Source organism: Phycicoccus ginsengisoli (assembly GCF_054779295.1).
Window position 1 is genome coordinate 106162 of record NZ_BAAGYN010000005.1, and the last position, 25119, is coordinate 131280.

Genomic DNA, 25119 nt, shown 5'->3' on the forward strand with positions numbered 1-25119 from the left:
AGACGCAGCAGTCACATCGTGGTTCGCCAGCCGGGGGGCTGTCATGACGGATGTGGGTACGGGTTTCCTCCACGCGGTCTCGGCGTTCGGGACGACCCGGTTGGGCCGGGCCTCCTCGTCCACCTGGCACGACACCGGCTCGCTCATGAGCTCGCTGGTCGACGGGGTGCCGGACAACACCAAGCCGGCGTTCGAGCAGCTCAAGTCCGACATCGAGCAGGCCAAGGCGATCGTCGAGCCCATCGTCAAGGCCATCGACAAGCAGACCAAGGTCATCGCGAAGATGGCCAGCGACTGCGCGGCCGACATCAACGTGCCCGGCTTCTCGGTGAACGAGGCCACCCGCATCGCGACCCGGATCGGGACGGCGCTGCTGGCGATGGACGAGGCCGTCCGCATCGTCGCCCGGGAGCTGTCCAAGGACGCCCAGGGACACGTCCAGCAGCCGATCGTCGACCAGCTCATGGAGGCGTGGAACCCCTGGGTCAAGCCGTTCCAGGACCTCGCCGACGGTGCCGGCAAGGTCGTGGACTCCCTCGGCAAGGAGCTCCTGGGGGTCGACCACGCGACCAAGTCCCTGGGTGACGTCCTCAGCTGGGACCAGGCGAACTTCCGCCTCGCCGCCCAGCTGGTCTCCACCGGCCAGAAGGACTACGGGGTCCTGCGCCTGAACGAGACCAGGCTCGAGGCGTTCCTGTCGTTCAAGGAGCGCGAGTTCCTCAACCCGTCGGAGGAGGACAAGAAGAGCCTCGTCGAGCGCAGCGGCAAGTGGTACCGCGCGGACGAGTCGGTCCTGGGGCTGCGCATCTACACCGTCATCAAGCCTGGCCTGCAGAACGACCCGCTGCTGAAGAAGGTGATGCCGGGATCGACCGACCCCGAGACGATCAAGCCCACTGCCATCACCCTGGACTCGGTCGACGGCCTCTACCTCGGCGACGGCCGGGGGGCCGGCAACGAGAAGGCCGTCCTGCCGGTGCAGTTCAACTTCCCGATGGTCGAGATCCGCGAGGTGGCGCTGGGGATCGTGCGCAACCCCGCCAAGGAGGTCACCGGCCTGGAGCTGACGACGATCATCGCGGCCAAGCTCGGCAGCGCCGTGGGGATGCAGATCGGTGGGGCCGGTGCCGTCATCGGCCTCGACGGCCAGCCGACCCCGCAGTCGATGTTCCCGATCGCGTTCTCCCCCCGCTGGCCGGACCGGATCGGCCTGCGGATCAAGGCCGGACCGGTCACCGGCGGCGGCTACCTCGAGCGGGTCACCCGGACCTACGACGGCAAGGAGCTCGTCGAGTTCGGCGGCGTGCTGCAGCTGGAGATCCTCAAGGTCGGCGTCTACGCCATCGGGCTGCTCAGCCCCGACCCGTTCTCCATGGTCGTCGTCATGGGGGTGCGCTTCCCGACCGCGATCGAGCTGTCCTTCGGGTTCACCTTCAACGGCGTCGGCGGCATGCTCGCGATCAACCGCACCGTCGACACCGACGAGCTGGTCAAGGGGATGAAGGACCACTTCATCGACAAGGTGCTCTTCCCGGACGACCCCGTCGCAGAGGCGCCGACCCTGCTGAACAAGGTCGCGAAGGTCTTCCCGCCCCGGGACGGCGGCTTCGTGGTCGGTCCCATCATCGAGCTCGGCTGGGGCTCGCAGACCAAGATGGTGGAGGCCAAGCTCGGCGTCGTCCTGTCGCTGCCCGACCCGAAGCTGATCATCCTCGGCGCGATCCGCATCCAGGCGCCGGCCAAGGTCGCGCCCGTCACCGACATCCGGTGCGAGGTGTTCGGCGAGGTCACCAGCGACCACCTGCTCGTCATCGCCCGGATGAGCAACTCCAAGATCGCCCTCATCGACGTCTCGGGCGACCTGGGCCTGCTGATCCAGTGGGGCGGGACGGGGGCGTTCGCCCTGTCCATCGGCGGCTTCCACCCGCGGTACAAGGACGCCCCGAAGGAGCTGGCCGGGCTCGAGCGGGTCACCATCGACCTGTCCCCGGTCAAGGACGAGAAGGGCAAGGGCAAGGGCCCGATCAAGATCGTCGTCACGTGCTACTTCGCCGTGACCGCTGGCGCGATCATGGCCGGCGTCAAGGGCGACTTCAAGGCCGACGTCGCGGTCGCGAGCGCGCACGCCTGGCTCTCGCTCGACATGATCTTCTACTGGGTGCCGCGGTTCGGCTTCGCCATCGACCTCGAGATCGGGCTCGACATCGAGGTGTTCGGGTGCAGCTTCGCGTCGGTGTCGTTCAAGGGGTCGCTGCAGGGCACCAAGCCGTGGAGCATCGAGGGCACCGCCACGATCGACGTCTGGTTCCTGCCCACGTTCCACTTCGACCTCGGTCCGGTCACGTGGGGCGACCCGCCCCCGCCGCTCGAGGCGTCGACCAGCCCGCTCGCGCTCGTCCAGCAGGGGCTGCAGGACAAGGACGCGTGGAAGGCCCGCCAGCCCCTCGACGGCGACCTGCTCGCCAGCCTGGCGGCCGTGGACGCCTCGGCCGACCAGGTGCTCGCGCACCCCCTCGCCGTCCTCGAGGTGACCCAGTCCCGCCTTCCCCTGGAGACCCACGTCGAGCGGGTCGGCAGCTCGGGCCTGACGGCCAACCGGGTCAACCTCGGGCTGCCCACGGTGGGCGGCCTCCCGGCCAACGCCGTGTCCACCGTGACGGCGCCGTTCAGCCCGGGGCAGTTCCTCGCGCTGCGCGACGAGGCGCTGCTCGCGCAGTCCGGCTTCGCGCAGCTCCCGAGCGGGTGCGCCGTGTCGGCGGCGACGACCCCGGTGCACGGGACCCCGCAGTCCGACACGGTCCGCTGGCACACCTACTTCCCCGGCGAGGAGGCCCCGGTGACCCTCGACTTCGACCCCCGGATGTTCGCCGACGTCATGGTCGCCCACTCGCTCGTGGGTCGGCTGGTGGAGGACCGCGACAACCCCTACCTCTCCCGGGTCGAGAAGGTCCGCCCCGACGCGGACCGCAAGGTCTCCGTGCTGCCCGCGGGCACCGCGACGCTGCGGCGGGCGGACGACGGCACCGGCGTCCTCGGCGACCTCGGCGTCCTGGATGCCACCGAGGCCGCTCGGGTCGCGCGCACGGTCAACGACAGCGGCGAGGCGGTCCTGGCCGCCGTGGCAGTGGGGGTCCTGTGATGGCCGACTTCGAGGACGTCCACGGCATCCGGGGGGCCCGGCTCGCCGACCTGCCCCAGCACGTCGTCGACGTCCGGGCCGTCCAGCTCGCGCCCGACGACGACTACGAGGTCGGCAAGCTCGTCCTCGCGGGCTACGACTTCGTGCCCTACGCGCTGTCGGGCCTCGCAGCGGCGATGACGACCCCCGCGACGGGGACCCGGCCGTCGGCCCACGTGGTCGTGCCGATCTCCGACGACAAGGGCGGCACCGACACCGCCGAGCGCGACGTCACCCTGTACGGGCCGGGGGACGTCCTGGGCATCGACCTCGGGCAGGTGGCGCGACGCTACCCCGCACCCGGGAGCACGAACGCCGAGGAGACCTTCCACGCGCACATCGAGTTCGACCGGCCCGAGCTGCCTTGGGCGTTCAGTGCCCAGACCCGCGGTGACGCGATGGGCGCGTGGCTGGCGCTGGTGGTCCTGGAGAAGGGCGAGGTCGAGTGGGAGCCGGTGCGCGGCGGCTTCCAGCCCGTGATGACGGTGGCCGCGGACCGGCTGCCCCGGCTGGCCCCGCCGCTGGGCGAGGCGGGCCCCGAGGCCTGGGCCCACGCCCAGGCGAGCGCCGGCTCGGCGAGCCTGCCGGCCAGGCTCTCCACGGCATACGCGCCGGTCAACGTCTCGCGCCTGCTCGCCGCGCGCGTGCTCACCCAGGACACCGACTACGTCGCCTGCCTCGTGCCCACCACCGACGCGGGCCGGCTGGCCGGGCTCGGCACCCCGGGCGGGACGCTCGGCCCGGCCTGGACGCCCCAGGACGGCGTGGTGCGGCTGCCGGTCTACGACCACTGGGAGTTCCGCACGGCCCCCGACGGCGACTTCGCCCGCCTCGCCCGGCGCCTCGAGGCCGTCGCGGCGCCGTGGCGGATCGGGCGGCGCATCCTCGACACCTCGCGCCCGGGCCAGCCGCTGCCCGACCTCGGGCAGGGCGCCGGGCGTCGCCAGGTGGTGCGGTGCGCGCTGTTCTCCCCCAACGCCCCTGACCCCGAGCAGGACGCGGGCGCGCCGAGCGACGGCGCCGCGTGGAGCGCAGCCCGGACCCTGCTGCTGGAGCAGGCCGTCGACGCCGCTGCCGCGGTGGAGGGGACGGCAGGCAGCGACCCCGGCGGCATCCCCAACCTGCCGATCGTGGGTCCCCGCGTCTACGCCCGCGGGCAGCGGGGGAGCGGCACCATCGGCACGCTCCCGGCCGGCGACTGGTTCGCCGAGCTCAACGGGACGCCGGTCAACCGGGTCGTGGGCGGCATCGGCACGCGGGTGGTGCAGCGCGACCAGGAGCCCCTGATGCAGGCGGCGTGGGCGCAGGTCGGCGAGATCGACAAGGCCAACCGCGAGCTGGTGCTGGCGCAGCTGGCGCGGCACCTCGCCGAGAGCCTGTACGCCCGGGTGTCGAAGATCGGGCTCGGCCGGCTGCTCGAGCTGACCCGCCCGCTCGCCCCCCGCGTGCGCCTCGACGGCGCCGCGCTCACCCTGCACGGCCAGGCAGCGCTCAGCGCCACGCCCGTCTCCGCCCTGGGCGGAGCCTTCCGGCGCGCCACCCGCGTCGCCGGGCCGCTCACCCTACGCCTCGGGGCGGCCGAGCGGGTCGCGGCCGTCGGCCTGGTCGCCGCCGGTGGCGGGGCTCGGGACTTCACCCGGCCGTATGCCGACCTCGACGGCATCCGGGGACTGTCGCCGCTGGCGCTGGCCTCGCTCGACCCCGCCGTGACCGCACGGGCGCTCGCCGTGCCGGTGGGCCAGGTCGCCACCCGGGTGGCGACGGCCTCGGACGCGGTCCGGGCCCAGCCCACCCTCGCCGGCGTGGTGAGCACGCCGTCGCTGTGGAAGGACCCCGACAACTCGTTCCGGATCGGGCAGGCGGTGGCGCAGCGGGTCGTCGCGGGCATCGAGCTGCGGACCGCCGCGCCCGGTGGACCCGGTCGTGGCCCCGACGTGCCGAGGTCGCGGTGGCTGGGCGGCCTGGCTGCCGGGCTCGCGACGACCGACGTCGCGGGGACGGGCGACATGGAGCACGTGGCGCTCGACCTGGACGCGGCGATCTTCCCCGAGGATGTCCGCCCGGGTGCTGCCGGCGGGGTCGCGGGCGGGCCGGCGGGCGGGCCCGTTCGTGGTCCCGCCGGCCCCGGCGGCGTCGTCCACCCTGCGCCGGGTGCGCACGCCGGGCCCGTCGTGCACGTGCCCGCCGGTGGCCTCGGTGGCGCCGGTGGCCTCGGCGGACCTGGTGGCCCGGGGGGCCCTGGTGGCTTCGGCGGCCCGGCTGCCGGACGCCCCGCTGTCGAACGCCCCGCGCTGGGCCGCGGGCAGCAGCTCCTGCGCGACTCCGCCGCGTGGCGCACCGACCTCACGGTCGGGTTGTCGCCCACCGCCGCGGGCGCGCTCGCCGGCTCGATCAACCGGCCCCTGCCCCACGGCGGCGGAGTGGCCGGCGGTGTCGCGCAGCCACTCAGCGAGGCCCAGCGCATCAGCCGGATGCTCACCACCCAGGGCCAGCAGCTGGCCGCCTTCGTCCAGCGCGCCGACCGCGTCTCGGTGACCGACCTGCGGGCCCAGGCGCAGGTCCTCGTCGACGGTCCCGGCGCCCTCGCCCTGCAACCGACCCCCGGCCGGCCGCTCCTCGCCGTCGACCGGGCCGACCTGCTCACCCGGCTCGACCCGGCACGCACGGTGGTCGACGCGACCCGCGGTCGCCTGCGCGGGGCCGGCCTCGTCCCCGCCGACTGGTTCGCCGACACGTTGATCCGCCCGATCATGGCCGCACCCCGGTTCGACCGGCCGATGTACAAGGCCCTCGACGCGTACGACCGCGAGTGGCTGGTGCCGGGCCTGACCACGCTGCGCCAGGACGAGCTGGTGACCGTGCTGTCCTCGAACGACGTCTTCACCGAGGCGTTCCTCGTGGGGCTCAGTGACGAGATGGGCCGCGAGCTGCTGTGGCGCTCCTACCCCACGGACATGCGGGGCACCTACTTCCACCGGTTCTGGGACCCCGCCGCGGACGAGCTGACCCAGGAGATCCACCGGTTCGGCCGCACCCGGCTGGGCAGCCACGTCCGGATGGGGCCGCCGGGGCAGTCCGGTCGGGCGGTGGTACTGCTGCGCGGCGAGATCGTGCGGCGCTACCCGGACCTGACCGTCATGGCGCTCAAGGCCACCGGCACCCGCGACGGCCACCCCGACCTGCCCGAGGCGCCGACCGGCGACGGCGACGCCGCACCGTCGCTGTTCAACGCGTTCCTCGAGCCCGACATCATGCTGGCGGGCCTGGACATCACCGTCGACGAGCTGCGCTCGCCCGGCTGGTGGATCGTCGTCGCCGAGCACCCGCAGGCCCCGCGATTCCGGCGCAGCGAGCCCGACCTGGCCGGCCACGAGGTGCGCTTCGCGACCGCCGCCGCAGGGGCGACCGGAGCCACGGTCGCCGCGGCGCGCCTGGAGAACCCCACCCGGGTCGCGTTCGCGGCCAGCGACTTCCTGCCACCTGCGAGCTGAGCGAGGGACCATGCCAGAGCCCACCGCCGCCATCCGCGCGGCCCGCACCCAGGCAGCACGGCTGACGACCGAGCGGACGCGGCTGGTCGCCGACATGCAGCGCACCGGCGTCCTCGACCGGGCGCGGATCGACGCGCTCGACGCCCGCCTCGCCGGGATCCTCGACCGGCTCCACGACCGCGTCGACCCGTGCGACGCGCCCGCGGACAGCCCGCTCGTGCTCCTCCCGGTCCGGCTCGAGACCCGCTTCGGGCGCGTCGGCCGGCGCACCGTCCTGCGGGTGCGGATCTACCCCGACGACGTCCACGTCGACGGGCTGCAGCGCGGCCTGAGCGACGAGGAGACGGCAGCGGGTCGCAGCTGGTGGACGGCGGCGTGGCAGGACCCGGTCCCCGAGACGGCGTGGCAGCACCTCGTCGACGCCGTAGGTGCCGGGCGGGCCGAGTGGGTGGCGGAGGCGTGCACCCCGCGCAACCTCGCCCAGCGCGGGACCGCGCAGCCCGACTTCGGGCCCGTGCCCCCGGCCGGTGCACGCCGCATCGTCGCCCGGGCGCTGCCCGACCGCTTCGTCGTCTTCGCCGACCAGGGCGGGAAGGTCTCGCGCGCCGTCGGCCGGCCGGTCCCGCCGGACCTGCAGGTGTCACCGGTGCCGCTCGACGACCAGCCGGTGTCGGCGGGCTCCGGCCTGACGGTGCCCCAGGGGTCGGAGTGGCTGGTCGACTACCAGCAGGCCGAACAGGTGGGGATGGCCGTCACGGTGACCCTCGCCCAGTCGGTGACCCGGGTGGACCGGGTCGTCGTCGTCGGGGCGCGGGGCAGCCGGACCCCCGCAGCCGGCGCCGACGAGCTCGAGCAGCTCCTGGCCGCGCACCGCTTCGGCGCGGGTGGCCTGTCCCTGCTGGCCCAGGGGACGCCCACGAACAACGACGACTCCGCGCGCTCCCCCTACCAGCGGCGGCCCGCGCCCGTGCCGCCCTCCCTCGACGCGTCGGCCGGGACCGCCCGCGCCGACAGCGACACGACCGCCCTCGCCACGACCCTCGGGGTGGACGCCACCGTCGCCACCCACCTCCTGGGCCAGGGCACGGGCGAGCAGCAGGTGGCGCAGTGGACCAACACCGCCCTGTGGCAGCCGGGGTGGGGCGACTACCTCAACCGGCTGGACGCCCACGGCGTGCCGGGCCTCACCGACGCCCAGGAGGAGTCCGCGCGACAGCTCTTCCGCGACCACGTGCGGGGCCGCGGCCCGTCCCCGGCGGTCCGCGTCGGTGCCCAGCCCTACGGCATACTCCCGGTCTCCGACCTCGCAGCCTGGGTGCCGCGTGCCGGGGAGACGACCGCCGGCGTCCTCGCCGTGGTGCGCCCGTTGCTCCGCCGGTGGCTGTATGCCGCGCAGCACAACGTCCCGCTCGTGCGGCCCGGGGCCGCCGACGTCGACGGCACGCTGCTCGAGGTGCTCGGGACGAGCCCGGTCATGCAGGGGCTGCGGGTGCGGCCGAACATCGACGAGAGCATGGCGGAGCCGCTGCAGGCCGCCCTCGGGCTCGGCTCGGGCTGGTTCGAGCAGGAGCGGATCATCACCACGGCGGTGCTGGCCCAGGTGCTGGGCGTGGACGCGTCGAAGGGGGTGCTCGGCTCGCTGCACGACCAGACCCGGCCGCTGCCGCTGCCGCTCGTGTCCGACCGCGACCCCGAGTTCGTCACCGCGCTGCTCGGCACGCCCTCGCGGGTGCTGGCCGTCGACAGCGTGCTGCAGGCCCTGCTGGTGCTGGCGTGGCAGTCGGCGGAGCTCGACGTCGCCAAGGCCGCGCCCGCGGAGGTGCTGCCGACGCTGGTCGACTTCGTCGACCTCACGCCGGAGCTGCGCAGCCGGGCGGCCGCGATGGTCTCGCGCGCGGACGGCGCGACGAGCAGCGAGCTCACCGGGCTGGCCGTCGAGGTCGCCGGGGGCGGCGTCGTCGGCGGCACGTCGCTGCTGCGCGAGTACCAGCCGCTCGAGGTCGTGCCCGCCTCGCTGGCGGAGGTCGCCCTCGCCTCGCCCGTCACCGCCGAGTCGCGTCGGCTGGGGGCCTCGGCGCTGTCGGGGTGGATGCTGGCCATGGGCACGCGCGCCGAGGTGCGGGAGGCGATGACCCGGCTCGCGGGGACCGGGCTCGAGGCCCGCCGGCTCGCGGTCGCGGAGGCGCTCGACTGTTCCTCGCACCGCCTCGACGCGTGGGCCACGGCCGTGGTCGCGGACCGGCGCGCCCGTCAGGCCGCCGGCCGGGCCGGCGCGCGCGGCCTCACGGTGGGCGCCTACGGCGTGGTCGAGAGCCTGTCCGCCCAGGCCGGGACGGTGCCCGACGGGTGGCTGCACGCCCCGACGACGCGGCACGCCATCGCCGCAGGCATGCTGCGCAGCGCGCACCTCAGCCACCTGCCGGACAGCGGCACCGACGGGGGGCCCTTCGCGGTCGACCTTTCCGGCACCCGGGTCCGCGACGCGCGGCAGGTGCTGGACGGCGTGCGGCAGGGGCAGCAGCTGGCCGCGCTGGTGGGCTACCGGATCGAGCGCGGCCTGGCGGAGGCCGGGCTGGCGCGGCTGCAGCTCAGCCTGCGTGCCATCGCCCCGCTCGTGGCGCGGCGGCTGAGCGACCGGGACGGCTCCGACGACCAGCTGGTGCAGGAGTCCGTCGCCGCAGCGAACGTCGTCGACGGGCTGCTCCTGCTGCGGCTGCACCCGCCCGGGGACGAGACCCTGCGGCACCTGCTCGACATCCCGCCGGTCAACGAGTACGTCGCCCCGGGGACGTGGAAGCCGCTCACCGGCAGCGAGTGGGGCAGCGTCGTCGCCGTGCTCGCCGCGGCGGCCGACACCGTGGACGCGGTCGCCGACGTGATGCTCAGCGAGTCGGTCGTGCAGTACGCCGGCGGGAACGCGGCGCGGGCCGCGGCGGCCATGGACGCGATGTCGAGTGGTGCGGCTCCGGCCGACACGCTGGACGTGCTGCAGGTGCCCGACAGCGGGGAGCGGATCACGCACCGCGTGGTGGCGGTCGTGGGCGGCGGTGTGCCGCCGAGCCCGTGGAGCACCACGCGCCCCCGCGCCGCGGCCGAACCCGCCCTCGAGGCGTGGGCGGCGGCCCACCTCGGCGACCCGGCCGACGTGGTGGTGGGCGAGGTCGACGGCCAGCGGGTCACCCTGGACGGTGCAGGGCTGTGCGCGCTCGACCTGGTCTTCGCCCCGAGCCCGGACAGCTTCGACCTCGGGGTCCGCGCGCTGCTGCCCGGGCTGCGGCAGGCAGTCCTGGCCCAGGTGCGCGACAACGGGTGGCCGGCCCGGTTCCGGGCCGTCGGCGAGGTGCTCGCGGTGGCCACCAGCCTCAAGCCGCTCGTCTCCTCGGCCCGGGCACTGCTCCCCGACTCGCTCGTCGGGTCCGGCGCCCAGCCCGAGCGTGACCTCGCCGCGGCGCTGCCCGAGCTGCGCTCGCGGGTCGAGGCACTCGCGGGGTCGCTCGCGACCGCCGTCGCGGGGCTCCAGCCGACCGTGGACGCCGTCCCCCCTGACGGGATCGTCGCCGACCAGGCCACGGCCGACGCGGTGTCGGCTGCGGTGGTCACCGCCCTGGACGCGTACGGCATACCCATGCTGCCCAACCGCGCCCGCCCCCTGGACCTGTCGTGGGCCCGGCAGGCGTGGGAGGCCGCCGAGGCCATGAGCGCGAACGCGCAGGCCTCCGTCGCGCGGCTCGCCGCCAAGGTCACGGACGGCAGCCCGGCCGTCCAGGTCCTCGAGGCCGCCCAGGACGTGGCCACCGGGGTCCTGGGCAGCGGGTTCCTCGTCGTGCCGTCGCTGTCGGCACCGGGCGGGGCCGACTCGTTCGTGCAGGCGGTGGTCCAGCCGGCCTTCCCCCAGCCGCCGTCGACGGCCGTCCGGCGCTTCGTGCGCGACCACGCCACGGTGCGGCCGCAGGTGCGCCGGCTCAGCGAGGCCCTGCTGTTCGAGTCGGCGCTCGGACGCCCGCGGGCCCTCACGGTCGCGCAGGTCACGGAGGTCACCGACTCGGGTCCGGCCGCAGGCACCACCACCTGGCTGGCCGGGCCACTGCCCGAGTCCGGGCCGTGGCCCGACCGGGGCGTCACCCACCTCGTCCTCGACACCGTGGGTGACGTGGTCGCGGGCGCACCGCTGGCCGGCATCGTCCTGGACACCTGGGTGGAGGACCTGCCCGAGCAACCCGGCACGCGGGCGCGACCCGAGGACCCCCGGCCGGGCCGGGCCCGCACGGGGCTCGCGGTGCGCGCCAACGGTGCGTCGTCCCGGCCGCCGCAGGCCGTCCTCTCGCTGGTGTCGCCCGACGGCGCCCGCTGGACCGCGGACTCGGTGCGCGCGGTGGTGGAGCAGACGCTCGACCTCGCCCGGGCCCGCATGGTGACCCTCGAGCGGCTCGCCGGCGACGCCCGGGTGCTGCCCGCCCTCTACACCCGGCACTCGGCCCTGCAGGGCTCGAAGTTCCTGCTCTGGCAGGAGCTGGCCGCGGTGCGCTCCGGGTTCGTGGCCATGCCGTTCGTGAAGGAGTCGGCGCGATGACCGAGAAGATCCAGCCCGTCGACCTGGTCGCGGTGACCGAGCTGTCGCCGCTGCTGGCCACGATCGCGGTCGCGCCCCCCGCGCTCACCCGACTCGAGCCGCAGTCGGTCTCGGGCGATCCCGCCCCCGGGGCCGTCGCCGCGGTCGCCGACCCGCTGTGGATGCTGGGCCGCCAGTGGCAGCTGGGGGAGCTGCTCGGCGAGGACGTCGGCACCCCGGTGTCGGTCACCGTGACCAGCCGTTCGCTGCCGGTCACGGCGTGGGCCGCGGCCGGCGAGCTCGACCCCGCGGCGATCGCCCAGCACGCCGAGTGGCAGCCGTGGCCCCAGGGGGCTGTGCTCGACGAGCTCGTCGAGCACGTCCCGGACGCCGGGGCCGAGCAGGGGCTGCGCTGGCGCGCCGAGACCGGTGCGCAGCTGGCCGACCTGCTCCGCGAGGCGGGGCATGGTGGCGCGGCCGACCTGCTCCTGGCCGCCCACCCCCTGGTGCTGCCCGGCGACCCGGCCGACCCGACCGGGGCCCTCGACCCGGGCGCAGGGCGGATGTTCCTGGTGCTCGAGGGGCGCGTGCCCGACGGCGCCGCCGCCCGGGCGGCGCTGGAGACCGGGGAGCCCTCGTGGGTCGCCGACGCCGCCGACCCGGCGAAGGCCGGCGCGGTCGCCGGGGAGTGGCTGGCCTGGGTGGCCGGCCAGCCGGGTGCCGGAGGGGCGTGGAGCACGCCGCGGCTCGAGCACCGGTTCGCCCTGCGGTTCGGCTCCGGCGCGGAGGCGGACCAGGCGGTGGTCGCGGCCACGGCCTTCGGGACCGGCGCCGCCCGCTGGCACGACCTGCAGTGGCTGGAGGGCTGGACGGTCGAGCTCGACGGCGATGCCGACCTGGCCGCCGTGCCTGAGGTGACCGACACCATGCTGGCGGCACCCCTGCGCTACCCGGGGATGCCGTCGACGCGGTACTGGCAGCTCGAGGACGGCTCGGTCGACGTGGCCGCGATCGAGGCGCAGCCGCACGACCTGGCCCGGCTCTGCCTGGCGGAGTTCGCCCTGGTCGGCGGGGACGACTGGCTGCTCGTGCCGGTGGACGGCCGGGTCGGGGCGCTCAACCAGGTCCAGCGGGTCACCGTGACCACGACGTTCGGCGAGACGTACGACATCGCCGATGACGGCACCGACCGGCGGCGACGCGGCTTCGGCCTGTTCGAGGTCACCTCGGACCGTGGCGCCGTCCTGCCCGGTGTCCTCCTGCCGCCCGTGGCCAACACCCCGCTCGCGGGGGACCCGGTCGAGGAGGTCGCCTTCGTCCGGGACGAGACCGCCAACATGGCCTGGGCGGTCGAGCGGGTGGTGCCCGGCCGCAGCGGCGACCCGCGCCAGCGCTCCGCCGAGTCGCAGCCGGTGCGACCCGCCGCCCCCGACGACCTGGCCGAGGGCGACCTGCTCTACGAGCTGCTCTCGCCCGTCCCTGCCCACTGGATCCCGCTGGTCCCGGTGAGCACGGGGTATGCCGAGGTGGGCCTGCGCAAGGGCGCCCTCCTGTCCGCCGACGACCAGCCGGTGCTGGCGGCCAGCACGTTGCTGCGGCCCACCCCGTTGACGTTCCCCGGTGAGGAGATCCCGCGCGAGGGCGTCACGGTCACCGCCGTGCCGCTGCTGGCCCGTCGCCGCGACGGCAGCTACGCCCGGTGGACGGGCCACCGGGTGCGCGTCGGCAGGGGAGAGGGCAGCTCCGGGTTCGCCTCCGACACCGCCCGGGAGACCCGGGTCCCCGGCGGCTGAGGCGGGCGTAGCATCCATCCATGCTCGAGCAGAAGCGCGTCCTCGCCACGTCGATCCCCGGCCCGAAGAGCCAAGCCCTCCAGCAGCGCAAGACGGCCGCCGTGTCGGCCGGTGTCGGCACGGGCCTGCCGATCTACGTCGAGCAGGCCAGCGGCGGCATCCTGCGCGACGTCGACGGCAACCAGCTCATCGACTTCGGCTCCGGCATCGCCGTCACCACCGTCGGCAACGGCAACCCGCGGGTCGTCGAGGCGGTGCAGAAGCAGATCGCTGACTTCACCCACACGTGCTTCATGGTGACGCCCTACGAGGAGTACGTCCTCGTCGCCGAGGCGCTCGCCGAGCTCACCCCCGGCGACCACGAGAAGCGCTCCGCCCTCTTCAACTCCGGCTCCGAGGCCGTCGAGAACGCCGTCAAGGTGGCGCGCCACTTCACCGGTCGCCAGGCCGTCGTCGCGTTCGACCACGCCTACCACGGCCGCACCAACCTCACGATGGCCCTGACCGCGAAGAGCATGCCGTACAAGCACCGTTTCGGGCCGTTCGCGTCCGAGGTCTACCGCGTGCCGATGGCCTACCCCTACCGCTGGCCCACCGGCCCGGAGGCGTGCGCGGAGGAGGCCTTCGAGACGTTCACGTCGATGGTCCACGCGCAGGTCGGCGAGTCGAACACGGCGGCGGTCATCCTCGAGCCGATCCAGGGCGAGGGCGGGTTCATCGTGCCGGCGCCGGGCTTCGTCAAGATGGTCGCCGACTGGTGCCGTGACCACGAGATCCTCTTCGTCGCCGACGAGGTCCAGTCGGGCTTCTGCCGCACCGGCGACTGGTTCGCCTCTGAGCACGAGGGCGTGGTGCCGGACCTCGTCACCACCGCCAAGGGCATTGCCGGCGGTATGCCGCTGGCCGCCCTCACCGGGCGGGCGGACGTCATGGACGCCATCCACACCGGCGGGCTCGGCGGCACCTACGGCGGCAACCCCGTCGCCTGTGCCGCCGCGCTCGCGTCGATCGAGACGATGAAGGCCGACGACCTGTGCGGCCGGGCCCGCGAGGTCGAGGCCCTCTTCCGCCCCCGGCTCGAGGCGCTCGCCAGCAAGCACGGTGTCATCGGCGACATCCGTGGGCGCGGCGCGATGCTCGCGATCGAGCTCGTCTCCGACCTGGAGCGGAAGACGCCGGACGCCGACCTCGCCGGCCGGGTCAACAAGGCCTGCCACGAGCGCGGGCTGGTCACCTTGACCTGCGGCACCTTCGGCAACGTGTTCCGGTTCCTGCCGCCGCTCTCGTCCTCGGACGAGCTGCTGTCGGAGGGCCTGGACGTGCTCGAGGAGGCCTTCGCCGCCTCGGTCTGAGCCGGCCGCGGTGCCGGTCCGGCTGCTTGGATGGGGTGATGGCTGAGCTCGTCGAGCCCGACACGCGCTTCCACACCTCGTTCCTGCGGGCGATGGCAGGTTTCGCGGCCGAGGGGCGCGGGTCGCCCGAGGACGACTCGATGATCGGCCGCGACCTGCGCACCTGGGCGCCGCGGTGGGAGGACCGGGCGGCCTTCACGTCCTACGTCGCAGAGCTCCGTGCCGAGGCGCTGCCGGAGACGCCGCGCCTGTCCCACCTGGTCCCCTCGACCACGCTGTGGTGGGTCGACGGCGAGGAGTGGCTCGGGCGCATCCAGCTGCGTCAGCGGCTCAACGAGCGGCTGCTCGCCGGCGGCGGCCACATCGGCTACGACGTGGCCCCCGAGCACCGTTGTCGCGGGCAGGCGACGGCCATGCTGCGGGGGATGCTGGCGGTCGCGGCGGGCCGGTACGGCATCGCGTCGGCGCTGGTGACCTGCGACCCCGACAACGTCGCCTCGCGCCGGGTCATCGAGGCCTGTGGTGGCGTGCTCGAGGACGAGCGCGACGGCAAGCTGCGCTTCTGGGTGCCGACCGCCTGACACCGCCCAGCCCGGGCCGGGCCGGGCCGGGCCGGGCCGGGCGCTGGGCGCGCTGGAGCGCGGGTGCGACGAGACGTTCATCACCCGTTTCCCGGCAGGACGCGTGTCGGATTCGGAACCGTCCCCCGCCACCTGTTACAAAAGGTGAGACCCGGCCAAGTATGAGTTGGCCGGGTCTCGTGTCCCCCGAGGGGGACTGGCCTCCCGGAGGAGGTCCGCTGATCGTCACCCATCCCGGCACGCCGCGCAAGGGGTTCAGCGGAACCGGCGCCGGGGCTGGAGCAGCTCCCCGATGAGCGCCGCCGCGCGGGCCGCGCCGTCGGCCTCCACCGGCCGGTAGGCCACCTCCAGGTCGAGCCCCGCGACGAGGGCGTCCGCGAGCGCGTCCGGGTCCGCGGCCTGCTCGTAGGGCAGGCACCGCCCCGCGCGGTACCTGTCCAGCCGGTGCCGGACGTGGATCGCCTGCTCGAAGTGGTGGCGCAGAGGGACGTAGAGGAACGGGGTGCGCGAGGCCGTGAGCTCCATGCAGGTGGTGAGGCCGCCCTGGACCACGGCCAGGTCGGCGGCCGCGAGGTGCCGGTGCAGGTCGGGCACGAGTCCGCGCACCGTGACCCCGCGACGCCGGGGCAGCGACCCGGGGTCGATCCGGGGGCCGGCCACCACGACGAACCGCAGCCCGTCGACCCGGCGCCGCACCATCGGCACGGCGTCGAGGACCCGCCGCAGCAGCGGCTCGCCGACCCCCGACCCGCCCACGGTGACGACGCACACCCGCTCGTCCGCGGCATACCCGAGCTCGTGCCTGAGGCGCCCACGGTCGGCGACGGACGCGGGGTCGAACCCCGTGACGTAGCCGGCGAACTCGAAGTTCTCGCGCGTCCACTCGCGGATGCCCGGGAGCCCGGGACCGAACGGCTCGGCGACCACGTCGTCCGGGGAGCCGACGAAGACGGACCGGTCGCGCACCCAGCCGTATCGTGCACGGTGCTCGAGCATCTCGGCGTTGTAGTCGGCGGTCAGCGCGACCTCGGCGTCACCGCCGTCGGGCATGGGGAGGAGCCCGACGAAGTCGGTCAGCCACGCGAAGGGGAACCGCTTGAGCTCGGGGTTCTCGTGCAGGAAGTGGTCGACGTCCCAGGCCTCGTCGCCCACGACGAGGTCCACGTGCTCGTCGCGCACGACGTCGTCGAACACCATGAAGTTGTTCACGAGCACCTCGTCCATGCGGCGCAGCGCCTGGAACGCGTGCAGGTCGTGCTCACCGGCCTCGTGCTCGAAGTGGGCGCTCTCGCTGGCCAGCCACCGCGAGGCCGGGTGGACGCGTTCGCCGGCGCGTTCGAGCAGGGCGGTCACGGGGTGCTGGGCCAGCCACTCGACCTCGAGCCCGGGGTGCAGCTTGCGCAGCTCGTCGGCGACCGCGAGGTCGCGGCGCGCGTGGCCGAGGCCGATGGGGGAGGAGAGGAACAGGGCCCGCGGTGGCCGGCGCGAGGCGCGGCGCCACGTGGTGGTGCGGGGGTCGGTGGCGGGTCCGTCGACGCCGGCGGAGGGAGGTGCGGTGACGCGCTCGGTGAACGCGCGCAGGACGTGGTTGACCTTCACCGGGTCGCGTGCGAGGAAGCCGTGGCCGCCGCCCTCGAGGAGCAGGACCTCGCCGCCGGTCAGCTCGGCCAGCCGTCGGCTGACCGCTGGGGGCGAGATGAGGTCGGCCGTCCCGTGGACGAGCAGCACGGGGCACCGCACCCGGGCGCAGACCTCCTCGACGGGGGTGGTCGCGACACCGTCGTAGCCGTGCATGCCGGCCGACGTGGCCGCGAGCACCTCGGGCGTGGTCTCGTGCGCCCAGCCGACGCAGTCCTCGACCTGCTTGGTGGAGTGCTCCTCGGGGAACATCTGGCCGAAGAAGAAGCGGACGAAGTCGTCGTAGCCACCGCCCAGCCAGTGCTGGCGGTTGTACGTCGCCCACCCCTGGGCCGGTGACCTCGCGGGCCCGTCCCAGTCCACGGCGCCGCGCCCCGGCCGCCGCACCCGCACGTTGCTCGAGGCTGCGAGGCCGACGACGCCCGAGACCCGCTCCGGGTGCGCTGCGGCGAGGTGCAGGGCCCACGTCGCGCCCCACGACAGCCCCGCGACGACGCACCGCCCGGTGGCGGTGGCGTCGAGGACGGCGAGGGCGTCGGCGGCGTGCACCTCGTCGGTGTACGCCGCCGCGCCCTCTGGCCGGTCGGACCGGCCGTTCCCCCGTCCATCGAAGCTGACGACCCGCAGATGTCTTGCCAGGTAAGGGATCTGGGCCTTCCAGACGCGGCTGTACACGATGGCCCAGCTCGGCATGAGCAGGACGGTGGGGCGGTCCTCCCGACCGTGCACGTCGTACGCCACGGTGACCCCGTCGCGGTTCACGGTGCCGCTCGCAGTGGGCCGCGCCACCGGTGCCTGCGCCTCCATCAGCCCAGTGTGCTCCGCCTCAGGGGCGGACTTCGAGCACCCGGTTGAAGGGCGTCTGGGCGGCCGTGCGGAACCGCGTGAACCCGCCCGCCGTGACGACGTCGCGGATGCGGGCCGGGCCGGCCTGCGTGCCGAGCGCGAGCCCCACCTCCTGCGCCAGCGACGACGGGGTGCACAGCAACGTGGAGAACCCGTAGTACGCCCGGCCCACCGGGTTGAGGTTGTCGCTCACGGTGTCGCCCGACATCGGCTCCACCACGAGCCAGGTGCCGTCGTCGGCGATCGCCTCGCGCACCCGGCGGGCTGCCCCGACGGGGTCGCCCATGTCGTGCAGCGCGTCGAACGTCGTCACCAGGTCGAAACCGTCACCGCTGAGCTGCTGGGCCGCCGAGACCTCGAAGCTCACCCGGTCGGCGACCCCCGCCTCCTGCGCCCGTGCACGGGCCTTGGCGATCGAGGCCTCGTGGTAGTCCGAGCCGATGAACGTCGAGCGCGGGAAGGCCTGCGCCATGATCACGGTCGACTCTCCGTGGCCGCAGCCGACGTCGGCCACCCGGGCCCCCGCCTCGAGCTTGGCGACGACGTCGTCGAGGGCGGGCAGCCACTCCCCGACGAGGTGGGCGTTGTACATCGTGCGGAAGAACCGCGCACACCCCTCGTGCACGTCGCCGTGGTGCTCGTGCCACCCGACGCCGGCCTGGTTGCGCGCGGCCGCGACGATGCTGTCGGTGTCGTGCGCCGTGCCCAGCGCGATCTGGAAGAACCCGGGCAGGTATGCCGGGCTGCTCGGCTCGGTGAGCGCGTTCGCCTGCTCGGGCGGCAGGACGTAGGTGCCGGACGCCGGGTCGTAGTCGACGTAGCCGCCCGCCGCCTGGCCGTTGAGCCATTCACGGGCGTAGTGCTCGTCGGTCCCGGTGGCGTGGGCGAGCTGGGCGGGGCTGATCGGGCGGGAGTCGGCCATCGCGCGGTAGTAGCCGAGCTTGTCCCCGAGGACGACGAGGGCCGTGTTCAGGGTCGCCCCGACCTCGTCGACTGCCTTGAAGACGAAGCCCATCAGCTTGTCGAGGTCGAGGGCGGGCGCCTGGCTCGCGGTGTCGGCGGGGTCGGACGCAGCGGTCTCGGGCACGGCCCCGGCGGGGGCCTCGTACAGGTCGGTCATGGTTGCTCCTCGGACGGGGCGCGGACTGTTCTCGCGCCGGCTCCCTCGACGGTAGGAAGGGGCCGTGCCCCCTCGAATCAGGTGACCCCCCTGGTGATCCGGCCGTGCCACACTGGCGCTGTGCTCGTGGGGCGTGAGTCCGAGCTCCTGGTGCTCGAGCGCCTGCTTGCCGGAGCCCGGGTCGGTGACAGCGGCGTGCTGGTGGTCTCGGGGGAGCCCGGCATCGGCAAGACGGCCCTGCTCGAGCACGCCCGCCGGCACACGGAGGGCATGCGCGTGCTCACCGCCCGCGGCGTCGAGGCCGAGCACGAGGTGGCGTTCGGCGGCCTCTCCCAGCTGCTCACCCCGCTGCTGCACCTCCTCCCGGACCTTCCCGCACCGCAGGCCGAGGCGCTCGGGGTCGCGCTGGCCCTGCGCGACGGCCCGCGGCCCGAGCGGTTCGCCGTGGGCGCCGCCGTCCTCGGCCTGCTCGCCCGGGCGGCGGAGGACCGCCCCCTGGCCGTCCTCGTCGACGACGCCCACCTGCTCGACGAGTCGTCCACCCAGGCGCTCGTGTTCGCAGCCCGGCGCCTGCGGACCGACCCGGTCGCGCTCGTGGTCGCGCAGCGGCAGGACCCGGCGTCCGCGCTGTCCAACCTCGAGGTGCTCCGGCTCGGCCCGCTGGACCTGGAGGCGACCCGGGCACTGCTCCTGCGCTCACGGGCCTGGGCGGGGTCGGGGCCGGCGCTCGGGCGCTTCCACGAGGCGACTGCGGGCAACCCGCTGGCCATCATGGAGCTGGCCGCCGAGGCCGACCGCCTGCTGCGGGCACCGCCCGGCACCGCCCTGCCGCTCGCCGGGGAGCTGCAGGCGACGTTCCTGCGACGGGTCGGGTCGCTGTCGGCCGCGGCCGGGACGGTGCTTCTCCTCGCAGCCGCCGACAGCCACGACCTGGCGACGGTGGAGCGCGCCTGTGGGCAGCTCGGGGTGGCGCTCGCGGCCCTGGAGGAGGCGGAGTCCGCCGGGTTGGTGCGGGTGGCGGAGGGGGCGGTGGAGTTCCGGCACCCGCTCGTCCGGGCCGCGGTCTACGGAGCCGCGGCACCGGCCACCCGGCGCGAGGTCCACCGCGCCCTGGCCGACGCAGTGGCCCCCCGCGAAGCAGCCCGGAGGGCCTGGCACCGGGCGGAGGCGGCGCTCGGTCCCGACGAGGAGGCCGCCGGCCTGCTCGAGACCGTGGCGGCCGGGAGCGTGGAACGTGGTGCGAACGCCGAGGCCGGTGCCCAGTACGAGCGCGCGGCGGCTCTCACCGCCGACACCGAGGCCCGCGCGGCCAGGCTCCTGCTCGCCGGGGAGCAGGCGTGGCTCGGAGGGGCCACGGACCGGGCTGCTCGGCTGCTGGAGCGGTCCCTCGACCTCGCCGGTAGCCCGGGCACCCGGGCACGGGCCATGCTCGGCCTCGCCGACGTCCAGAGCTCCTCGGGGTCCCTCACGCAGGCCCAGGACCTCCAGCTGGCCGCTGCGGACCTCGTCCGGGAGGACGACCTCGGCCTCGCGGCACGGGCCCTGGGGGAGGCCGTGGCGGCGAGCCTCTACCTCTGCGACACCGCCTCGGCCGGTCGGGTGGCGGACCGGCTGCTGGCGCTGACCGGCCCCACCGCCCCACCGCTGGTCGACCACCTCGGGCGGCTGGCGGCCGGGGTGGCCCTCGTGCTCACGGGTGAGGCCGACCGCGGCCCGGCTTTGATCCGGGACGCCCTGGCCCACCCGGTCCAGGAGGGCGCCGACGCGCCGTGGCGGCTGCGCTGGGACATGATCGGGCCGCTCTTCCTGCGCGAGACGGGGGAGAACCGCCAGGCGGTCGCCGACGTCCTGCAGAAGGTGCGCGACCGCGTGGCGGTCGGCGCGCTGCCCTTCCTGCTGACGCTCATCGCCAAGGACCTCGCTGCCGCCAGCTCGTGGAGCCAGTCGGACGAGCTGTATGCCGAGGCGGTGCGGCTCGCCGAGGAGACCGGGCACGTCGTCGACCGCACGCTCGCCCTCGCCGGGTGGTCCCTCCTCGAGGCCCGGTGCGGCCGCGTGGAGCCGGCAAGGGCCCACGCGCTGCAGGCCCTGGCCCTCGGTGCCGAGCACGACGTCCACCTCGCCCGCATCTGGGCGCTGGGCGCCCTGGCCGACGAGGCCGCGGCCGGGGCGCGGGTGGCCGACGCGCTCGCCGCCTACGAGGAGCTCGCCGAGGAGCTGGACCGGCTGGGGGTCAGCGACCCCGACCTGTCACCGGTCCCCGAGCTGGTCGAGCTCCGCCGCCAGACCAGCAGCGAGGGGTCCGTGGCTGCGGCCGAGGCGTTCCTCGAGGCGGCGGCCCGCAAGGGCCAGCCGTGGGCGCTGGCCCGCGCCCACCGCGCGCTCGCCCTCGCGCTCGGCGACGGGCGAGCCGAGGCCGAGTTCGCGGCCGCTCTGGAGCTGCACGCGCGGACTCCCGACGCCTTCGAGACGGCCCGGACCCAGCTCGCGTACGGCGCCCACCTGCGCCGGACCCGCCGCCGGGTCGAGGCACGCCCGGTCCTGCGGGCGGCGCTGGCGACGTTCGAGCAGCTCGGGGCCGCGCCGTGGGCGGACCGCGCCGCGGCAGAGCTCGACGCGACGGGCGAGACCGCCCTGCGGCGGGGTGCGGGCCCGGTCACCGCGCTCACGCCCCAGGAGCGCCAGGTCGCCGCGTTGCTGACGCAGGGGCGCACCACGCGCGAGGCCGCGGCCGCCCTGTTCCTCAGTCCCAAGACGGTCGAGTACCACCTGCGCCACGTCTACCTCAAGCTCGGGATCCGCTCCCGGGAGGAGCTGGCCAGGGCGCTCGCCACGGAGTGAGGGGGGCGACGGGGCGGCCCGACGGGTTCGGCTGAGGCGCGGGGCCGAGCCGGGTCAGCGCGGGGGCATCCGCAGGGCGCCGTCGATGCGGATGACCTCGCCGTTGAGCATCGGGTTGTCCACCACGTACCGCACGAGGCTCGCGTACTCGGCCGGGTCGCCGAGCCGGGACGGGTGCGGGACCTGGGCCTCGAGCACCGCGGTCGCCTCCTCGGGCAGGCCCGCGAGCATCGGGGTCATGAACGTGCCGGGGGCGATGGTCATGACGCGGATCGCCTTGTCGGCGAGGTCGCGCGCGGCGCTCAGGGTGAGGCCGACGACGCCGCCCTTGCTCGCGGCATACGCAGCCTGGCCGACCTGCCCGTCGTACGCGGCGATCGACGCCGTCATGACGACCACCCCGCGGTCGCCGTCGACGGGCTCGTTGTCGAGCATCGCCGCGGCCGCGAGGCGCAGCACGTTGAAGGTGCCGACGAGGTTGATCGACACGACGTCGGCGAAGGTCTGCAGCGGCAGCGGTCCCTTGCGCCCGACGACGCGCCCCGGGGTGCCGACGCCGGCGCAGGTGACGACGACGCGCAGGGTGCCGAGCTCGCGCGCGGTGTCGACGGCCGCCTGCACCTGGGCCTCGTCGCGCACGTCGGCGGGGGCGAAGCGGACGCGGTCACCCAGCTCGGCGGCCAGGTCCGCACCGTTCGACGACGGCAGGTCGACGACGACGACGGCAGCCCCGTCGTCGTGCAGCCGGCGGACGGTGGCCTCGCCGAGGCCGGACGCTCCTCCAGTGACCAGGGCGACGGTGTTCTCGTTGATCTGCAAGGGGTCTCAGCCTCTCGTGGACGTGGTGTGGAGCAGCTGGCGGCTGATGACGAGCCGCTGGATCTGGTTGGTGCCCTCGAAGATCTGGGTCACCTTGGCCTCGCGCATGTAGCGCTCGAGCGGGAAGTCCTGCGTGTAGCCGGCGCCCCCGAGGACCTGCACCGCGTCGGTGGTCACCCGCATGGCGTTGTCGGTGGCCACGAGCTTGGCGACGGCGGCCTCCTTGGAGAACGCGCGGCCGGCGTCGCGCAGCCGGGCCGCGTGCAGGTAGGCGGCCCGGGCACTCGTCACCGCAGCCTCCATGTCGGCGAGCAGGAACGCGAGCCCCTGGAACTCGCCGATCGGCTTGCCGAACTGAGTCCGCTCCTTGGCGTATGCAACCGCGTGGTCGAGGGCGGCCTGCGCGAGACCCGTTGCGGCAGCGGCGATCCCGAGCCGTCCGGAGTCGAGCGCGGAGAGCGCGATCGCCATGCCCTGACCGGGCTCGCCCACGAGCCGGTCGGCGCCGACCTCGACCCCGTCGAAGTGCACCTCGCTCACCGGGTCGCAGTGCAGGCCCATCTTCTTCTCCGGGGTGCCGAAGGACAGGCCGGCTGCGTCGCCGGGCACGACCAGGCACGAGAGCCCTCGCGCGCCGTCATCGGAGGTGCGCGCGAAGGTGGTGTAGAAGTCCGCGTGACCGGCATGGCTGATCCACGCCTTGGTGCCCTTGAGCCGGTATGCCGTGGGTGCCGCCGGGTCGTCGGGTGTCGCCCGGGTGGTCATCGACGCCACGTCGGAGCCGGCCGCGCGCTCGGAGAGGCAGTAGGCCCCCAGCTGGTCGCCCGAGAGCATCCCCGGCAGCAGCCGCTCGCGCTGCTCGTCGGTGCCGAACTGCGCCACCGGGTAGCAGGTGAGCGCGTGGACGCTGACGCCCACCGCCACGGACATCCAGACCGAGGCGACCTCCTCGACGACCTGGAGGTACACCTCGTAGGGCTGGGCCCCGCCACCCAGCTCCTCGGCATACGGCAGCGAGAGCAGGCCGGCGCGACCGAGGACCCGGAAGGCGTCCACGGGCAGCTCCGGCGCGGTGGCGGCCCGGCGCTCGGCCTCGGCCACCCGCGGGAGCAGCTCCTTGGTGCAGATCTCGCGGGTGAGGTCGATGAGGTCCTGGCCCTCCTCGGTGGGCATCAGGCGGGTGGCAGGCATGCGCTCAGGGTAGTAGTAGGACGTCCAACCAAATGCACCGCGCAGGTGAGCGCCCCCACCCCGCAGAAAGGGCACTTCTCCGGATCCGGCGGGAAGGTTCCCCCGCCAGCCGGAGGGTGGGCACTTCTCCCGGGAGGGGCGGGGCGGTCAGGCGGGGTCGACGGGGCGCAGCTGGGGGCGCTTGGCCGTGACGGTGTCGCCGGAGGACTGGCCGCGCAGGCGCCGCTGGACCCACGGTGCGAGGTGGGTGCGGGCCCAGTCGGCGTTGGCGGCCACGGCCTCGCGCCGGCCGACCGGCTCGGGCGGCGGCAGCGGGGTGGACCAGTCCTCGCGGTCGGTCTCGTGCCCGAGCGCGGAGAGGGCGTTGAGCGCGACCCGGCGGTGTCCCTCCGCCGTCATGTGGATGCGGTCCTCGGACCACAGCCGCCAGTCCTGCAGCGCGCGCATGCCCCACTGGTTGATGACGTAGCAGCCGTGCTGCTGGGCGATGCTGAAGACGTTGGCGGAGTGGATCGCGTGCCGCCCGCGCAGGTGCTTGAGCACGGGGGCGCCGACCGGGTCGGTCGGGGTGGCGAGCAGGACGTCGGCCCCGGTCGCCCGGATGCGCACCACCGCGGTCTCCAGCCGGCCGGCGATCGCGTCGAGGTCGGCGCGCGGCCGGAGGATGTCGTTGCCCCCGCCCACCATCGAGACCAGGTCGGGCCCGAGGGCCAGCGCCGCCTCGAGCTGTGGCCCGACGACGTCGGCCAGCAGCCGGCCCCGCACCGCCAGGTTGGCGTAGGTGAGGTCGCCGGACGCCAGCTCCGACAGGTGGGTCGCGAGCCGGTCGGCCCACCCGACGTACGCGCCGGGCCGGGACGGGTCCTCGTCGGACATGCCCTCGGTGAAGGAGTCGCCGATCGCGACGTAGCGGTGCCACACCCTGCCCCGCTCGGGCAGGTGGGTCTGGTCGGCGCGGTCGATGGCGTCGTCGCTCACGGGAGCCTCCAGTCGATGGGGTCGGCGCCCTGCTGGACCAGCAGCTCGTTGGCCCGGCTGAACGGGCGCGAGCCGAAGAACCCGGAGTGGGCCGACAGCGGTGAGGGGTGGGCGCTCTCGACGCACGGGGTGCCGCCGAGGTGCGGGACGAGGTTGCGGGCGTCACGGCCCCAGAGGATCGCGACCAGCGGGCCGCCGCGTTCCACGAGGGCCGTGATGGCGGCCGCGGTGACCGCCTCCCAGCCCTTGCCGCGGTGGCTGGCGGGCTTGCCGGGGCGGACGGTGAGGACCCGGTTGAGCAGCAGCACGCCGCGGTCGGCCCACGGGGACAGGTCGCCGGTCGTGGGGGCGGGCACGCCGAGGTCGGCCTGCAGCTCGGTGTAGATGTTGACCAGCGAGCGGGGGATGGGCTTCACGTCCGGCGCGACGGAGAACGACAGACCCACGGCGTGACCGGGCGTGGGGTACGGGTCCTGGCCGACGACCAGCACCCGGACCGAGTCGAGCGGCTGCTCGAAGGCCCGCAGGACGTGGCCCCCGGCGGGCAGGTAACCCCTGCCCGCGGCGACCTCCTCGCGCAGGAACTCGCCGAGCTCACCCACGGTGCCCGCCACCGGCTCCAGCGCCGCCGCCCACGAGGGGTGGACGAGCTCGGTGAGGGGAGCAGGCGGCATACCGGCAACCTAGCCGGGCCCCGCCCTCGGGACGCACCTGACCCCGGCGGTCGGGCCGCGGCCGTCGG

13 protein-coding genes are annotated in these 25119 nt (G+C 74.9%); 7 read left to right on the forward strand and 6 right to left on the reverse strand.

Annotation, left to right across the window (positions count from 1 at the left end; genetic code table 11):
• Positions 1-43 precede the first annotated feature (43 nt).
• From ACYVDO_RS09925 to ACYVDO_RS09950, 6 genes are read left to right on the forward strand one after another with little or no spacing between them, the layout of a single operon-like run.
• Entirely contained in the window at positions 44-3139 is a 3096-nt protein-coding gene (locus ACYVDO_RS09925; RefSeq protein ID WP_460935289.1) for a DUF6603 domain-containing protein, read from the forward strand.
• The gene (locus ACYVDO_RS09930) at positions 3139-6669 is read left to right on the forward strand and encodes a hypothetical protein (RefSeq protein ID WP_460935291.1); all 3531 of its coding nucleotides are present in this window, start codon (positions 3139-3141) and stop codon (positions 6667-6669) included. The genes ACYVDO_RS09925 and ACYVDO_RS09930 overlap by 1 nt, the downstream gene beginning before the upstream one ends.
• Before the next feature lie 10 nt (positions 6670-6679).
• Complete coding sequence (locus ACYVDO_RS09935) at positions 6680-11239, forward strand: hypothetical protein (RefSeq protein WP_460935293.1); 4560 nt, start codon at positions 6680-6682, stop codon at positions 11237-11239.
• Positions 11236-13011, forward strand: a complete 1776-nt coding sequence (locus ACYVDO_RS09940; RefSeq protein WP_460935295.1) for a hypothetical protein — start codon at positions 11236-11238, stop codon at positions 13009-13011. The genes ACYVDO_RS09935 and ACYVDO_RS09940 overlap by 4 nt, the downstream gene beginning before the upstream one ends.
• 20 nt (positions 13012-13031) lie before the next feature.
• Complete coding sequence (gene gabT / locus ACYVDO_RS09945) at positions 13032-14363, forward strand: 4-aminobutyrate--2-oxoglutarate transaminase (RefSeq protein ID WP_460935297.1); 1332 nt, start codon at positions 13032-13034, stop codon at positions 14361-14363.
• Positions 14364-14401: 38 nt separating this feature from the next.
• Entirely contained in the window at positions 14402-14944 is a 543-nt protein-coding gene (locus ACYVDO_RS09950; protein WP_460935299.1) for a GNAT family N-acetyltransferase, read from the forward strand.
• Between the two features lie 255 nt (positions 14945-15199).
• Here ACYVDO_RS09950 and ACYVDO_RS09955 read toward each other — a convergent pair whose 3' ends face one another.
• Both ACYVDO_RS09955 and ACYVDO_RS09960 read right to left on the reverse strand, forming a co-directional pair.
• Positions 15200-17389: an alpha/beta fold hydrolase gene (locus ACYVDO_RS09955; RefSeq protein WP_460935301.1), complete on the reverse strand. Its 2190-nt coding sequence runs from the start codon at positions 17387-17389 to the stop codon at positions 15200-15202.
• Positions 17390-17408: 19 nt separating this feature from the next.
• Positions 17409-18548 carry a class I SAM-dependent methyltransferase gene (locus ACYVDO_RS09960; protein ID WP_460935303.1) on the reverse strand — a complete coding sequence of 380 codons (1140 nt, stop codon included), beginning with the start codon at positions 18546-18548 and terminating at the stop codon, positions 17409-17411.
• A gap of 120 nt (positions 18549-18668) precedes the next feature.
• Between ACYVDO_RS09960 and ACYVDO_RS09965 the strand changes: the two genes are divergently transcribed.
• A complete protein-coding gene (locus ACYVDO_RS09965) occupies positions 18669-21389 on the forward strand; it encodes an ATP-binding protein (protein ID WP_460935305.1) in 2721 nt (906 codons plus the stop codon).
• Between the two features lie 54 nt (positions 21390-21443).
• Here ACYVDO_RS09965 and ACYVDO_RS09970 read toward each other — a convergent pair whose 3' ends face one another.
• From ACYVDO_RS09970 to ACYVDO_RS09985, 4 genes are all read right to left on the reverse strand, one after another.
• On the reverse strand, positions 21444-22208 hold the full coding sequence (locus ACYVDO_RS09970) for an SDR family NAD(P)-dependent oxidoreductase (RefSeq protein WP_460935307.1): 765 nt from the start codon (positions 22206-22208) through the stop codon (positions 21444-21446).
• 6 nt (positions 22209-22214) lie between these two features.
• Entirely contained in the window at positions 22215-23399 is a 1185-nt protein-coding gene (locus ACYVDO_RS09975; RefSeq protein ID WP_460935309.1) for an acyl-CoA dehydrogenase family protein, read from the reverse strand.
• A gap of 147 nt (positions 23400-23546) precedes the next feature.
• Positions 23547-24377, reverse strand: a complete 831-nt coding sequence (locus ACYVDO_RS09980; protein ID WP_460935311.1) for an SGNH/GDSL hydrolase family protein — start codon at positions 24375-24377, stop codon at positions 23547-23549.
• A complete protein-coding gene (locus tag ACYVDO_RS09985) occupies positions 24374-25051 on the reverse strand; it encodes a uracil-DNA glycosylase (RefSeq protein ID WP_460935313.1) in 678 nt (225 codons plus the stop codon). The genes ACYVDO_RS09980 and ACYVDO_RS09985 overlap by 4 nt, the downstream gene beginning before the upstream one ends.
• Positions 25052-25119 lie beyond the last annotated feature (68 nt).

Excerpts from the sequence above, each read along its gene's own strand:
- ACYVDO_RS09925 (WP_460935289.1), top strand. The coding sequence starts at position 44 with ATGACGGATGTGGGTACGGGTTTCCTCCACGCGGTCTCGGCGTTCGGG.
- ACYVDO_RS09930 (WP_460935291.1), top strand. The coding sequence starts at position 3,139 with ATGGCCGACTTCGAGGACGTCCACGGCATCCGGGGGGCCCGGCTCGCC.
- ACYVDO_RS09935 (WP_460935293.1), top strand. The coding sequence starts at position 6,680 with ATGCCAGAGCCCACCGCCGCCATCCGCGCGGCCCGCACCCAGGCAGCA.
- ACYVDO_RS09940 (WP_460935295.1), top strand. The coding sequence starts at position 11,236 with ATGACCGAGAAGATCCAGCCCGTCGACCTGGTCGCGGTGACCGAGCTG.
- gabT (WP_460935297.1), top strand. The coding sequence starts at position 13,032 with ATGCTCGAGCAGAAGCGCGTCCTCGCCACGTCGATCCCCGGCCCGAAG.
- ACYVDO_RS09950 (WP_460935299.1), top strand. The coding sequence starts at position 14,402 with ATGGCTGAGCTCGTCGAGCCCGACACGCGCTTCCACACCTCGTTCCTG.
- ACYVDO_RS09955 (WP_460935301.1), bottom strand. The coding sequence starts at position 17,389 with ATGGAGGCGCAGGCACCGGTGGCGCGGCCCACTGCGAGCGGCACCGTG.
- ACYVDO_RS09960 (WP_460935303.1), bottom strand. The coding sequence starts at position 18,548 with ATGACCGACCTGTACGAGGCCCCCGCCGGGGCCGTGCCCGAGACCGCT.
- ACYVDO_RS09975 (WP_460935309.1), bottom strand. The coding sequence starts at position 23,399 with ATGCCTGCCACCCGCCTGATGCCCACCGAGGAGGGCCAGGACCTCATC.
- ACYVDO_RS09985 (WP_460935313.1), bottom strand. The coding sequence starts at position 25,051 with ATGCCGCCTGCTCCCCTCACCGAGCTCGTCCACCCCTCGTGGGCGGCG.